The sequence below is a fragment of the Williamsia sp. genome, from assembly GCF_036566845.1.
GTDB lineage: Bacteria > Actinomycetota > Actinomycetes > Mycobacteriales > Mycobacteriaceae > Williamsia.
Map to the genome: position 1 here is coordinate 1 of NZ_DATCVM010000230.1, position 14,198 is coordinate 14,198.

At 66.7% G+C, this 14,198-nt stretch carries 11 protein-coding genes and 2 pseudogenes; 7 read left to right on the top strand and 6 right to left on the bottom strand.

Features of this window, described 5'->3' with window-relative positions; genetic code table 11:
- The 4 genes and pseudogenes from VIQ49_RS21835 to VIQ49_RS21850 all read right to left on the bottom strand — a co-directional run.
- Positions 1–141, bottom strand: a pseudogene (locus tag VIQ49_RS21835) (DUF4245 domain-containing protein); the annotation flags it as partial.
- 81 nt (positions 142–222) lie between these two features.
- Complete coding sequence (locus VIQ49_RS21840) at positions 223–501, bottom strand: exodeoxyribonuclease VII small subunit (RefSeq protein ID WP_331888594.1); 279 nt, start codon at positions 499–501, stop codon at positions 223–225.
- Positions 502–590: 89 nt separating this feature from the next.
- Positions 591–1,841, bottom strand: coding sequence for an exodeoxyribonuclease VII large subunit (gene xseA, locus VIQ49_RS21845; protein WP_331888596.1), 1,251 nt, complete (start codon positions 1,839–1,841; stop codon positions 591–593).
- Positions 1,842–1,851: 10 nt separating this feature from the next.
- Entirely contained in the window at positions 1,852–2,460 is a 609-nt protein-coding gene (locus VIQ49_RS21850) for a lipid droplet-associated protein (RefSeq protein ID WP_331888598.1), read from the bottom strand.
- A gap of 69 nt (positions 2,461–2,529) precedes the next feature.
- On the opposite strand from VIQ49_RS21850, the gene VIQ49_RS21855 reads away from it, so the two are divergent.
- Entirely contained in the window at positions 2,530–3,501 is a 972-nt protein-coding gene (locus VIQ49_RS21855) for a 4-hydroxy-3-methylbut-2-enyl diphosphate reductase (protein ID WP_331888600.1), read from the top strand.
- A gap of 60 nt (positions 3,502–3,561) precedes the next feature.
- A complete protein-coding gene (locus VIQ49_RS21860; protein WP_331888602.1) occupies positions 3,562–3,978 on the top strand; it encodes a TIGR03667 family PPOX class F420-dependent oxidoreductase in 417 nt (138 codons plus the stop codon).
- A gap of 141 nt (positions 3,979–4,119) precedes the next feature.
- On the opposite strand, the gene mycP is transcribed toward VIQ49_RS21860, so the two are convergent.
- Together mycP and eccD are read right to left on the bottom strand one after the other, a co-directional pair.
- Entirely contained in the window at positions 4,120–5,514 is a 1,395-nt protein-coding gene (gene mycP, locus VIQ49_RS21865) for a type VII secretion-associated serine protease mycosin (RefSeq protein ID WP_414731685.1), read from the bottom strand.
- 50 nt (positions 5,515–5,564) lie between these two features.
- Complete coding sequence (eccD, locus tag VIQ49_RS21870) at positions 5,565–7,052, bottom strand: type VII secretion integral membrane protein EccD (RefSeq protein WP_331888606.1); 1,488 nt, start codon at positions 7,050–7,052, stop codon at positions 5,565–5,567.
- Positions 7,053–7,246: 194 nt separating this feature from the next.
- Here eccD and eccCa point away from each other — a divergent pair, with 194 nt between their 5' ends.
- The 5 genes and pseudogenes from eccCa to VIQ49_RS21895 all read left to right on the top strand — a co-directional run.
- Positions 7,247–11,245 carry a type VII secretion protein EccCa gene (gene eccCa, locus VIQ49_RS21875; RefSeq protein WP_331888608.1) on the top strand — a complete coding sequence of 1,333 codons (3,999 nt, stop codon included), beginning with the start codon at positions 7,247–7,249 and terminating at the stop codon, positions 11,243–11,245.
- Positions 11,246–11,270: 25 nt separating this feature from the next.
- Positions 11,271–12,533 (top strand): type VII secretion-associated protein, encoded by a 1,263-nt coding sequence (locus VIQ49_RS21880; protein WP_331888610.1) that lies wholly within the window; start codon positions 11,271–11,273, stop codon positions 12,531–12,533.
- 185 nt (positions 12,534–12,718) lie between these two features.
- Positions 12,719–13,162, top strand: a complete 444-nt coding sequence (gene rplM / locus VIQ49_RS21885) for a 50S ribosomal protein L13 (RefSeq protein WP_331888612.1) — start codon at positions 12,719–12,721, stop codon at positions 13,160–13,162.
- Positions 13,159–13,698, top strand: coding sequence for a 30S ribosomal protein S9 (rpsI, locus tag VIQ49_RS21890; protein WP_331888614.1), 540 nt, complete (start codon positions 13,159–13,161; stop codon positions 13,696–13,698). The genes rplM and rpsI overlap by 4 nt, the downstream gene beginning before the upstream one ends.
- A gap of 98 nt (positions 13,699–13,796) precedes the next feature.
- Positions 13,797–14,198: pseudogene (locus VIQ49_RS21895) on the top strand (phosphoglucosamine mutase); the annotation flags it as partial.

The following is a 14,198-nucleotide window of genomic DNA, read 5'->3' on the forward strand; positions in this document are numbered from 1 at the left end:
CTTGTCGTCGCCGGCCCCGCCGGTCAATCCGACCGAGCAGTTACCGGACACCGCTGCCACGAACAGGCACAGCAACAACAAAGGGATCAAAGACCAGATCATGTCTTTGTTGTTGGTCAGAATCCGGGGTTTTGCAGCCACCACCCGAGTATTGCAGGGAGCTCGCGATGGTCATAAACGGCCGACGAGCACGATAAGTGACCGGGCCGCCGGAACCGGACTTCAGTCCTCGTCCTCGAGGTCTTCGTCGCTGTCGTCCTCGAAATCGTCGTCGTCTTCGGCCCCGAGAACCGACTCGATGCGCTTTCGGGCCCCCTCGAGATGTTGCTCACACCGGCGCGACAGTGCCTCGCCGCGCTCCCAGAGTTGCAGGGACGCGTCCAGGTCGAGCCCGCCCTGTTCGAGCGTGCGGACCACGACGATCAGCTCGTCGCGGGCCTGTTCGTAGCCCAGTTCGCCGATCGCCTGCTCGTTGCTGTCGACGTCCTTCTTCGCTGCCACTGTGTTCCTTCTTGTCCGAGCCCGGGGCGGCACCTACTGCGCCTGCGCGTGTCGCACCCTATTGTTTGGTCTTTTCGTACGCGGGTCCGTCAGCTGCCCCGTGGTTTCTCCACACCCATCACCGCGGCCCGGGTGGCGCCATCGGCGACCCGAATCCTCAATTGGGTCCCGATCGGCATGTCATCGACCGACATCACCACGTGGGGATCCTCGTCGGAACTACTGGCCGCCCCGGGGACCCGTTGCACCACCGCGTAACCGCGCGCGAGTGTCTGTGCCGGGCCGAGAGTGGAGAGTCTGGCCTGCAGATGCTCGATCCGTTGCTCCTCGTGGGACACGAGCCGGGCGACGTCGCGGCGGATGTCGCGGGCGGCGCGCTCGATCTCGTCGATCCGGTCGTCGACGATGCGATACGGCTGGGCCAGCACCGGCCGGCCGCGCAGTGAATCGAGACTCCGCACCTGGGTGGTGACCCAATTGCGCAGTGCCCCAGCACTTCTCGCGCGAAGTTCGCGGACGGCGGCGAGTTCGACGGCGACATCGGGGACGACGCGCTTGGCGGCGTCGGTGGGAGTCGCCGCCCGCAGGTCGGCCACCAGGTCGAGCACAGGGGAGTCCGGCTCATGTCCGATGGCGCTGACCACCGCGGTGGTGACCTGGGCCACGGCCCGGCACAACGCCTCGTCGGAGAACGGCAACAGGTCCTCGACGCTCCCGCCGCCACGCGCCAGGATGATGACGTCGACACCGGGGTGCGCGTCGAGTTCGGCGAGGTGTTTCAGGATTGCCGGGACCGCCGTCGGGCCTTGGACAGGTGCGTTGCGGATCTCGAAACGTACTGCAGGCCAGCGTTTTTGCGCCACCGAGATGATGTCGCGTTCGGCGGCGCTGGCGCGGCCGGTGATGAGGCCGATGGTTGCGGGCAGGAACGGCAGCGGGCGCTTGCGGCCGGCGTCGAACAGGCCCTCGGCGGCCAGGAGTCGTCGAAGCCGCTCGATCCGGGCGAGGAGCTCGCCGATGCCGATCGGCCGGATCTCGGTGACACGCAGCGACACCGTGGCGCGGCCGGTGTAGAAGTTCGGCCTGCCCAGGACCACGACCCGGGCGCCCTCGGTGAGTGGGACCGGGGCGCGCGTCAGCAGATCCGGGCTGCAGGTGACCTGGATCGAGATGTCCGCGGCGGGATCGCGCAGCGTCAGGAATGCGGTACGGGTACCGGGACGTCGGTTGATCTGGGTCAGCTGACCCTCGACCCAGACCTGTCCCAGTTTGTGCAGCCAGTCGGCGATCTTCGTGTTGATCGTCCGCACCGGCCACGCCGATTCGGGCGTATTGCTCACTGTCCGCAGACTACTTGCTCGCGGCGGTCACACGGTTGTCGAGCATGGTGACAAACGGGGCCCGCGCCCGCGTGGCCTTCTCGTAGGCGGCGAGCTCTTTGAGCTCGGCAAGGCCGATGGTGCGGAGTTTGGCCCGCAGCTGAGCCAGCGTCAGCGTGTCGTAATCGAGAGCTTCGACGATCTCGGGAGCATTCCCGTTCGTACCGGCAGCCGGTACCGGGTTGTCGGAGGTGTTGTCGGAATCGAGGTCGGGAGCGGAGCTGTAGAGCGCAAACCGGCCCGAGCCCGACGGCGCGGACGTGTCGTCGTCATCGGCGTCGGTGGGTGTGGCAGGAGTCACCGGGCGCGCTGCCGGCGGCGCGACGTAGTCGTCGTCGTCTTCGTCGAAGGTGGCCCACTCGGGCTCTTCCTCGGCCCGCCCGAGCAGTGACTCGAAGACCTCGTCGCCCCTGATGGCCATTTCGGCGATGCCCTGCTGAAAGCGCATTGCGGCCTGCAATGTCTGGCTCACCGCGGTCATCGGAAGGGTGATCGCCGTTGTCGGCAATTTGCGTGTCTCTTCGAGCACGGTGACAACAACCCCGGCGGCGACCCTTGCGGCATAAGGTGGTCGGATCATGTCCATACTCTGCCTCATGGGCGATGTGGTGGCCACCAGAAGGGTGGGATAGCCCGTAGGCTGATTGTCATGAGTTCGGCCGAGAACATCCCTTCAGGCAAGAAGATCCTGCTCGCTGAGCCGCGCGGCTACTGCGCGGGCGTCGATCGCGCCGTCGAGACGGTGGAAAAAGCGCTGGAGAAGCACGGCGCTCCGGTGTACGTGCGCAAGGAGATCGTCCACAACCGTCACGTCGTGGAGACGCTGACCGACCGCGGTGCGGTGTTCGTGGACGAGACAGACGAGGTTCCCGAGGGTGCGCTCGTCGTCTTCTCTGCGCACGGTGTCTCCCCGGCGGTCCACGACTCGGCCGCCGAACGCAACCTGCGAACCATCGACGCGACCTGCCCGCTGGTCACCAAGGTGCACCAGGAGGCCAAGCGTTTCGCCCGCGACGACTACGACATCCTGCTGATCGGTCACGAGGGTCACGAAGAAGTGGAAGGCACGGCCGGTGAGGCCCCCGACCACGTGCAGCTCGTCGACGGACCGGAGAGCGTCGATCGGGTCACCGTCCGCGACGAATCCAAGGTGATCTGGTTGTCGCAGACCACATTGTCGGTCGACGAGACCATGCAGACGGTGTCGCGCCTGCGGGAGAAGTTCCCGCTGCTCAACGATCCGCCGAGCGATGACATCTGTTACGCCACGCAGAATCGGCAGGTGGCCGTCAAGGCGATGGCACCGCGATGTGAGCTGGTGATCGTCGTCGGCTCGCAGAACTCGTCCAACTCGGTTCGCCTCGTCGAGGTGGCGTTGCAGGCCGGCGCGAATGCGTCGTACCTGGTGGATTACGCCCGCGACATCGACCTCGCGTGGCTCGAAGGTGTACAGACGGTGGGCATCACCTCCGGTGCATCGGTGCCGGAGGTATTGGTCCGCGGCGTCATGGACCTGCTGAAAGAACATGGCTTCGACGGTGTCGAATCGGTGACCACCGCGCAGGAGACGCTGACGTTCGCGTTGCCGCGCGAACTGCGTCCGGCTCGCACGACCAAGTAATTCCGATGCCCGGCGTCCCGATTCGGAAGAATCGGGGCCCCGGGCATTGTTGTGATGTTCATGACACCTACGACATTGCAACCGACCGAGCGTCAATGTGAGCGGCTCAGCGCCGAACACGTCATCTGGCTGACGACCGTCAAACCATCCGGAGTACCCGTGCCCACACCGGTGTGGTTCCTGTGGTCATCTGACGAGTTCCTCATCTTCTCCGAACCACAGGCGCCCAAACTCGCCAACATCGCCGCCAATTCGACGGTGGCGATCAACTTCAACAGCACCCCCGACGGCGGCGACGTGGCGGTGTTCACAGCGGACGCATCCGTTGACCCCGACGGGCCGAGCCCGGCTGAATGGGATGCGTACGTGGCGAAATACGCGGACGCGATCCGCGGCCTCGAGATGACCCCCGAGAAGTTCAGGGCAGACTATTCGGTGCTTGTCCGGGTGCGGCCGTCGCGGCTACGCGGCTGGTGATGTGACAGCGGCCGGTGCCCGCCTCAGCCGACTGTCTTGACCGGCAACGAGATTCCGAAAACTCTTGTGGTGAAAGGACTTATGCGCTGATCGGCGAGTGTGGGCCAGGGTGGGGTCGTGACTGGGCGCCGGACGCCAGGGTCAGTATTCGTCGGGCTCCAGCTTGCGTAAGCGCCGCGCCGGCATCGAGACGGCCCAACCGGCGATCAGGATCACCGCGCACGCCCCGATTCCGATGAGTGCGGCCGTGCGTGGTCCGGTATCGGCGGGAGGATTCTCGACCGGAGTCGAGATCGCCTGCGGAACGGCCCAGTCGGTTTGGACCTTCGGCACGTCATAGGTCAGGGCCGCAACCGGATCGATCACCCCGTGACCGATGGTGTTGTCGCGCCCGGTTCCCGGTGCGTGTGCGGTCCGGGTGATCCGTTCCATCACCTCGGCGGCGTTCAATTCGGGGAACTTCGCCCGGACGAGCGCCACCACCCCGGCAACGTACGGCGCGGCAAAGCTGGTGCCGTCGATGCTGGTGAGTCCCTTGTCGCCATCGTGGGCATTGACCAACTTGTTTGACCCAGCGGCGTTGTCCAGGCTCAGGATGTCGGTGCCTGGTGCCGCGACGCCCACCCAGGGGCCCGACAGACTGAACCCCGCCGGCGACCCCGATTCGGAATCGACCGCTGCCACACTCAGCACATACGGCGCGTACCAGGCCGGGCTGGCGACGGTGGTGACCGTGTCCCACCCGGCGAGTTCGGGATTCGCGGGATTCGGCGGTGGATTCTGCGAGGAGCAGGCCGAACCCTGGGTGAGGTTGCCCGCCGCGGCGACCACGACCACATTGCGGTCGTACGCGTACTTCACCGCTGCGCCCAGTTGTTTGTCGTGGAGGTCGGTGCCGGCCGAACCGCAGGCCACCTCGGAGATGTTGATGACCGTGGCACCCAGATCCACTGCCCGGACCACCGCATTGGCCAACGTCTGGACGGTGCCGAAACCGGACCCCACCGTCGGATCCGGAGCCGGGTTCCGTCGCCGGTCCTTGGCCTCGAAGGCCCCACTCGACTGCCGGATCGCGATGATCGAAGCCTCGGGTGCCACCCCGGCGAAGGCATCGGTCGACGAGGGTTGCGCGGCAATGATTCCGGCGACCAGGGTGCCGTGTCCGTCGCAGTCGTCGGTGCCGTCGGTGCGCGCGACGTAGTCGCCACCGGCCTGGACGCGGGGGAGCCGCGGATGACGGGTGACGCCGGTGTCGATGACCGCCACCTTCTGCCCGTCGCCCCGGCTGAATCGCCAGGCATCGGGCAGTCTCATCATGGTCTGCGCGGCCGACGGCACGGTGATGTCGGTACCGGGTGCCAGAACCGGCTTGGCGCACAACATCTTCTGTTCGGTGGCTTCCGGTGGCGCCACCGGGGCATTGCGCACCAGGGAACCGGCCTCGACCACCGGTGGGGTGATGGCACCGGCGGTCGGCGCCGGGAGTGCTGCCAGCACGGCCACCACGCCGGCGACTGCGGCGATCCGCCGGATGATGCGGTTGTCCTGCTTCGGTGGGTGCGGGTTCCGGGTGTGGACCGGATCGATCACAGGTCGCGCACCGCGGCGAAGAGGTTCATGATCCAGAACATCAGCGGGACAACGGCGGCGATCAACACATATTCGGTGATCTCGACCATGCGGCGCGTCACCGGCGAGAACGATGACCGCGGCGCCACGACACCGCAGAGGAGCGCGATCACGGCGACCGCCGCGATGGCGGCCATCGCGACCGCCGCGTGATCACCCGGGCCCAGAACCACCAGGACCGCGGTCACACCGAATCCGATCGCGCCGGCGCCGATGAGGATCGACGCCTGTGCGAGGTCGGCGTAGGAGCGTCCGCGCAGGCACAGCAGTGCGGCAATGATCAGCGCGTAAAAGGTGCAACGCCAACTGAATTCGTCGACGGGATAGGCCACCATGGCCATTCCGGCCACCGCGGCCGCAGAGGTACCGCAGATGAGGCCGGTGAGATACCGCGCTGCCGTCTTCGTTCGGAGTTCGAGAGCGGCCGCCGAGGGCAGTGCCATGGCACCGATCGCCCCGATGCCCTCGATGGCCGGCCGAGGTGCCGAGTCGGCCGGGTCGATGGCTGCGCCGGCGGTCGGGACCGGGGGCAGGGGCAGTCTGGCCAGCAGGATCGTGATGCGCGGCGCCATTGAGATCGCGAGTACGGCGGCCGCGCACAGTCCGGCGCCGAGATCGACGGTCCCGGGTGAAAAGAGCAGTTGCGCAAGCGATGTGAAGGTTCCGAACACCGCGGCGGTGCCGACGGCGGAATGTATCAGCGGGCCGGCGGTGGAGATGCGGTAGGCCAGTGCCGCCAGAACGGTGAGGACGGCAAAGCCGAGTGTCAGGTGGGCGGCACCAAATGCGCCGGGCGGCACCATCATCCCGGTCGCCATCGCGGGTGCCATCGCGCACAGGGACGCGATCGCAGCGGTGCCCGGATCGTCGTAGTAACGTCCGACGACCGCGCCGGCGACCACAAAGGCCACGGCGGCCAGGGCCGCGATGAGTACGGGCCACAGCAGATCACGGTCACCGCGCTCGTGGAGCAGCGACAGCGACAACAGCGCCGAGGCGCCGACTGCCACCACGTATCCCATCACCCGGGCCGCGGCGGCATCCCAGCCGGAGAACTGGGCCTCGCCGAGGCGGGCGACGGCGTCGATGACGTCGTCGAACAGGACGGCACTCTCGCGGGCCGGTACCGCTCGCAGAATCAGCAGGTCACCGTCCCGGACGCCGGCATCGCCGAGGCTGCGGTTGGGCGGGATCGGGTCGTGACCGACGCGGGCCAGTGTCCAGTGATCGCGGATCGGGCCGGGCCTGGCCTCGTTCTCGTCGTCATCGACCGGGGCCCGGGTGCTGATCAGGGCCACCAGGTCGGGGATGAGTGCGGCCACCGCGACGGCGGCGGGCAGCCCGACGTCGAACTGTGTTGTCCCACCGATCACCGAGACCCGCGCGAGCGACGGTTCGGAGCCGGCAGCAGCGTCCAGCTCCGCCAAAAGATCAGCAGCGGTCATGATTTCCCCCCAAGAGATCCCCACCAAGTACCGATGACCATAGCGAACCGTTCCGACACCTGCCTCCCTGCCACCGGCCGGATGTGGATGAATCGGGGCCTTCGTGGTGCCGCCCACAACTCCATGAGGAATGATGTGCGCCCAGGGGAGCAAGTCGAGTTCAGGGGTGGGGTCTTGAAATCCATGATGTCGCGATGACGGCGGGCACGACCGAGGGCTTTGTCCGGCGTCCGCGGGTGCCGGCGCCGCGGGCGCCGGGTGGCGAGGTGAATCTGCAGGTGCCACCGGATGTGCCGCGGGTGGTGCCGGGCAATCTCTTGATGAAGATGATGCCTGTGGTGATGGTGTTCGCCGTGGTGGGCATGATCGCGATGATGTTCGTGACGGGCGGTCGCAACATGTTGTCGAACCCGCTGTTCATGATGTTCCCGATGATGATGCTGATGTCGATGTTCGGCATGTACGCAGGTGGGGGCAACCGCGGGGGCAAGCGCGCAGCCGAACTCAACGAAGAGCGCAAAGACTATTTCCGGTATCTGTGCCAGGTCCGCGACGAGGTCCACGAGACCGGCGCAGCCCAACGTGACGCCCTCGAATGGAGTCATCCCGAGCCTGCCGCCCTGCTCGGGGTCGTCGGTGGCAGGCGGATGTGGGAGCGGCGCCGCGGGGACAACGACTTCGGTCACGTCCGCGTCGGAGTCGGATCCCAACGCCTCGCGACGCGGCTGATGCCGCCGGAGACCGGTCCCCTCGAAGACGTCGAACCGGTGTCGGCGGTGGCCCTGCGCCGCTTCGTTCGCACGCATTCGGTGGTCCACGGACTGCCCACCGCGGTGTCGTTGCGGGGATTCCCGGCGATCAACATCGAAGGCGCCAGGCAGGAGACCCGCCAGCTCGCCCGGTCGATGATGTTGGAGTTGTGTGCTTTTCACGGACCCGACCAGCTGATGGTCGCGGTCGTGACAGCCGACCCGGCCGCCGAATCGTGGGATTGGTGCAAGTGGCTGCCGCACGTCCAGCATCCCTACGAGCGCGACGGCATCGGATCGGTCCGGATGATCTACCGGTCACTGGCAGATCTCGAGGACGATCTCGCCGTCGACCTCCTCGAACGGGGACGGTTCTCTCGTTCGGCGCCGCCGGCCGCCGGCCGTGCCCAGCTTGTCGTGATCATCGACGACGGACATGTGTCCGGCGACGAACGGATTGTCGGGGACGCCGGTATGGAGGCGGTCTCGGTCCTCGACTTGTCGGCACCACCAGACGGTCTGGCTGCCCGGCGCGGACTGCAACTGGTGGTCCGGGACGGAAAGGTGGGGGCGCGGAGCGCGTTCGGTGTCGAGGAGTTCGCCGACATGGATGCGCTGAGCGTTCCCGAGGCCGAGGCCTTCGCCCGGTCGATGGCGCGGTACCGGCTCGCCACCGCCGCGCAGCTCGTCAGCCTGGAGCAGGAGGTGTCACCGAGCGATCCGGGATTGATGAACCTGCTCGGGATCGCCGATGCGACCCGCCTGGACCTGCGCGGCGTGTGGGCGCCGCGGACCGCGCGCAACCGGCTGCGGGTGCCGATCGGCTACTCGGGCAACGGGACTCCGGTCGAGATCGACATCAAAGAGGCGGCCGAGGGCGGGATGGGTCCGCACGGTCTGTGCATCGGCGCCACCGGCTCGGGAAAATCGGAGTTCCTGCGCACGCTGGTGCTGTCGATGCTGGCTTCGCATTCACCCGAGGCACTCAACCTCGTCCTGGTCGACTTCAAAGGTGGCGCAACATTTTTGGGTCTCGACGCGGCTCCGCACGTTGCCGCGGTGATCACCAACCTCGAAGAGGAACTGTCGATGGTCGACCGGATGCGCGATGCGCTGTCCGGTGAGATGAATCGGCGTCAGGAGGTGCTGCGGGCCGCGGGCAACTTCGCGAATGTGGGTGACTACGAACGGGCCAGGGCCGCCGGTGCCGCACTGGAACCGATGCCGGCACTGTTCATCGTGGTGGACGAATTCTCCGAACTCCTCGCGCAGAAACCCGACTTCGCCGACCTGTTCGTTGCGATCGGCCGGCTGGGACGGTCGCTGCACATCCACCTCCTGCTGGCGTCGCAGCGGCTCGAAGAGGGCAAGATGCGCGGTCTCGACAGCCACCTGTCGTATCGAATCGGGCTGAAGACGTTCTCGGCCAACGAATCGCGGTCGGTTCTGGGTGTACCCGACGCCTACCACCTGCCGAACATCCCTGGTTCGGGATATCTGAAATGTGATTCGGCCGAACCGATCCGCTTCAACACCTGTTACGTCTCCGGCCCGTACACACCACCGCAGGCGGCGGCCGACGCCGGATATTCGACGACCTCCGGCGGCGGTGGCCGACTCAAGATGTTCACCGCCGGGCGGGTTCCGCCCGATCCGGTGGTGGCACCCGAACCGATTCTGGCCGAGGAGGTTCCAGAGCCAGCACCGGCAGCCACGACCCGTACGTTGCTGGAGACGGTGGTCGGCCAGATCGAGGGTCAAGGTCTGGCGGCACATGAGGTGTGGTTGCCGCCGCTGGACCAGTCGCCGACGATCGACATGCTGGCCCCGCATTGGCAGACCCCGCAGACCGGCCGCCTCGAGTTCCCGCTGGGCATCGTCGACCGGCCCTACGATCAGCGCCGTGACGTCCTGACGGTCGATGTCTCCGGCTCGCGCGGCAACGTGGCGATCGTCGGTGGACCGCAGTCGGGCAAGTCGAATGCGGTGCGCGCCCTGATACTTGCCGCCGCTGCCACGCACAGTCCGGAGCAGGTGCAGTTCTACTGCCTCGACTTCGGTGGTGGATCGCTCGCCGGTATCGCGGGGCTGCCGCACGTGGGTTCGGTCGCCGGCCGCGCGGACATGGATGCGGTGCGTCGGACCGTCGCCGAGGTGGCGGCACTCGTACGGCAACGCGAACTGCGGTTCGCGGCCATGGGGATCGAATCGATGCGCGACTTCCGGAACCGGCGCCGAGCCGGCGATCAGGCGTTGTCCGAAGACGTGTTCGGGGACGTGTTCCTGGTGGTCGACGGTTACGCCGTGATTCGGGGCGAGTTCGATTTCCTGGAAGAACAGATCAACAGCATTGTGGCGCAGGGATTGTCATACGGCGTCCACGTGATCGTGACGGCAGCGAGGTGGGCCGAGGTCCGTCCGGCCATCAAGGATCTGATCGGCAGCCGCCTCGAACTCCGCCTCGGCGACCCGCTCGATTCGGAGATGGGCCGCAAGGTCGCCGGACTCGTCCCGGAGGGCAGGCCGGGCCGCGGCCTCACACCGCAGCAGTTGCACATGCTGATCGCGTTGCCGCGCACCGATTCCGAGACCGGGGTGGAGACCCTCAGCGCGGCGTTGGCCGATACGGTGTCGAGACTGTGTGCCGTCTACCCCGGGCGCGGGGCGATGGCGGTCCGCAAGCTCGCATCGCACCTCGACCGCGAGGACATGTTGACCACGGTGGCCGATCGTGGGATCGCGCTGGGTCCGAAACAGGTCGCCATCGGTGTCGGCGAAGCGGAACTCGAGCCGGTGATCCTCGATTTCGCGACGCAACCGCACTTCATGGCCTTCGCTGATGTGGAGCACGGGAAGACGACGTTGCTGCGCAATATCGTCGCCGGCCTCGTCGAAAACGGCACTGCAGACGAGACGAAGATCGTGCTGGTCGACTACCGGCGAACGATGCTGGGTGTCATCGAATCGGATCATCTTGCCGGATACGCGAGTTCGGCGCAGACCCTGGCGCCGATGGTGAACGAGTTGGTGGCGTTCTTCACTGCGCGGATACCCGGCGAGAATGTGACCCAGCAGCAGTTGCGTGAGGCGAGCTGGTGGTCGGGTCCGGACGTCTACATCGTCGTCGACGACTACGACATGGTGGCAACCGGCAGTGGCAACCCGTTGATGCCACTGGTCGACCTGTTGTCTCAGGCGCGTGACATCGGATTGCATCTGATCGTCACCCGGCGGTCGGGTGGCGCGGGCCGGGCACTGTTCGACACGATCATCGGGCGCCTGAAAGACCTCTCCACCGATGGCCTGTTGATGAGCGGTGACCGGGACGAGGGCTACCTGCTGGGCCGCGTCCGCCTGCAGAAGCTGGTGCCGGGCCGCGGCGAACTCGTCTCACGGTCGCGCCCGCAGGAAATGATCCAAGTCGCCTACCTGCCGCCCCTGTGATCGGGACACGGTGAACGAGAACAGGGTGAACGGAAAGGCAGTGGGCGCGAACGTCGCGGATCGCAGTGCCGCGAATCCGGATCCAGGCTTCCGGGCGGTGGTGGCCGACATCGCCTACGACGAGTTCGCCGTCGGCGCCCGCGGCCCGATTCCGATCGCGCCGTTGGTGTCGGGCATCAACGGGGCCGGGGTGACGATCGATGGACGGCGGATGCACACCACCGAGGCGTGGTCGCGGATGTTCGCCCCGGCGATCGGTGGACTCGGCGCGGTGACGCTGGTCCACCCGACCACATGGGGTCGCCGACGCACCGAGATCTTGCGGGACGCGGCGTCGTCGCACTGCGGTGAGCTCGAACTGGTTCCACGAGCGGTGGCGGTGGCACGTTCCCATCTCGAGTCGGCAGCGCAATGCGCGGTGGTGATCGAGGTCCATGATCGGATCGACATCCACGAACTCCGCTCGTCGGCGGTCGGCTGGCAGATCACCTCGACCCGCGTCCTCACCGAGGCCGATGAACTACCTGATCTCCTGCACAGCGTGGTGGACAACCGCGTCGAGGCGATCCTGGTCGACGGTCGCGATCGGGAGGTGGTCGCTGGTGTGTGCCGGAGTACGCGGGAGTCAACCGTCGTCGGCCGCGTGATGGTGGCGGACAGGTCGCTGCTGCGGCGATTCGGCGGCGCCGATCTGCCCCGGCCCCGGATCGACGACGGACCGCTCCGGCCCACCACCGGCAGCCGACGGAGATTGATCGCCGCGGTGGCGACGGTCCTGGTGATCGGCGCGGCAGCCGTGGCCATCGGCGTGGTGGCGATCCGAGACGGGACGTCGACGGCACCGGCGGCCGCAGCAGATCGCTTCGTCCAGCTCGGACGTGTGAGCCTGACGGTTCCCGGTGGCTGGCGACAGAGCAGTGAGCCACCGGCAGAAGGTGTGGTGTCGAGGACCACGTTCGCGGCACCGGAGAACGACAGTCGTCTGATCGTGTTGCAGAACTCCGTCCGCGACACCTCTACATTGGCGTCGGTCGCGGTGAGCTTGCGCAATCGCATCGACCAGCGCGGCGACGGCGTGGTCCAGGAGTTCTCCGCGAGCACGCGGTTCGCGGGTCGTGAGGTGATCAGCTATCGCGAGGTCCCGGTGTCCGGTGGACCGATCCGCTGGTACCTGGCGGTGGAGCGGGGTCTGCAGGTCAGCATTGGTTGCCAGAACGGATCGGCCGGTGAATCCGTCGACGCGCAGTGCCGCGCCGCCGTGGGATCGGTGCGGATTGCCGGGCCCTGACACGCGGCCGTCACGGGGACTCGTCGCAGCGTTTTGACCATGGCAACGGCCGACCGGTACTGTTATCGGTTGGTGCGCGGCCGTCTGGATTTCAGACGAGCCGAGGCCTGGGTCCCCACTGGTCGCCAGGAGAACCTCAGCCGCGTACCGGGACCAGCTCCGTAACACCAGACAGAGGACTATCTGTGCCTACGTACACCCCGAAGGCGAGTGACATCACGCATGCGTGGCTTGTCATCGACGCCACCGATGTGGTGCTCGGCCGCCTCGCCGTGCAGAGCGCCAACCTGCTCCGCGGCAAGCACAAGCCGACCTACGCCCCTCACATGGATGGTGGCGACTTCGTCGTCATCATCAACGCCGAGAAGGTTGCCGTCAGCGGAAACAAGCTCGACGACAAACTGCTCTACCGCCACTCCGGTCACCCGGGCGGCCTGAAGTCCCGCACTGTCGGTGAGACTCTGGCAACCCATCCCGAGCGCCTCGTCGAGAAGGCGATCATCGGGATGCTCCCGAAGACCAAGCTCGGTAACGCCATGGCCTCCAAGCTGAAGGTCTACGCCGGACCCAACCATCCCCACGCGGCCCAGCAGCCCGTGCCCTTCGAGATCACCCAGGTTGCCCAGTGACGGCGCCGGAGGAGCAAAACGTGTCCGAACAGACCGAAGCCGAAGTTGTGGCTGCTGAAGTCATCGAAGCCGAGGTCGGCGCCGACGACTACACCGTGGACGACGCCGTGGTCGAAGAGCCTGCCGTCACCCGCGCGCCGATCGAGTTCGATCAGCCGGTTCAGACCGTCGGCCGCCGTAAGGAAGCCGTCGTGCGCGTGCGCTTGTCGCCCGGTACCGGCGAGTTCAAGCTCAACGGACGCAGCCTGGAGGAGTACTTCCCCAACAAGGTGCACCAGCAGCTGATCAAGGCCCCGTTTGTCACCGTGGAGCGCAGCGACACGTTCGACGTCTTCGCGAACCTGCATGGTGGCGGCCCGTCGGGACAGGCCGGCGCACTGCGTCTGGCCATTGCCCGCGCGCTGATCGAGGTCACCCCCGATGATCGGCCGGCCCTCAAGAAGGCAGGCTTCCTCACCCGTGATCCGCGTGCCGTGGAGCGCAAGAAGTACGGCCTGAAGAAGGCCCGTAAGGCTTCGCAGTACAGCAAGCGCTGATCATTTCATCGCTCGCATCACAAAGCTCGTTTTGACCTCAGGCAGGCGTTCAGAATCATTGGACGCCTGCCTGAGTGCATGAGAACTGAGGGAGATCTATGGGGCACCTGTTCGGCACAGATGGTGTTCGGGGACTGGCGAACGCCGACCTGACACCGGAACTGGCACTATCACTGGCTCAAGCCGGAGCGCGAGTCCTCGCGTCGGCACGCACCGCACCCGGGCGACCGGTTGCGATCGTGGGCCGTGACACCCGGGCATCGGGGGAGATGCTCGAAGCAGCCGTCTGCGCGGGACTGACCGCAGCAGGTGTCGACGCCCTGCGCGTCGGCGTGGTGCCAACACCGGCGGTCGCCTACCTCACCGATCACTACGCCGCCGCATTCGGTGTCATGATCTCGGCCTCGCACAATCCGATGCCCGACAACGGGATCAAGTTCTTCGGGCCCGGCGGCCACAAACTGGCCGACGCCGCCGAGGACGCCATCGAATCTGCGCTC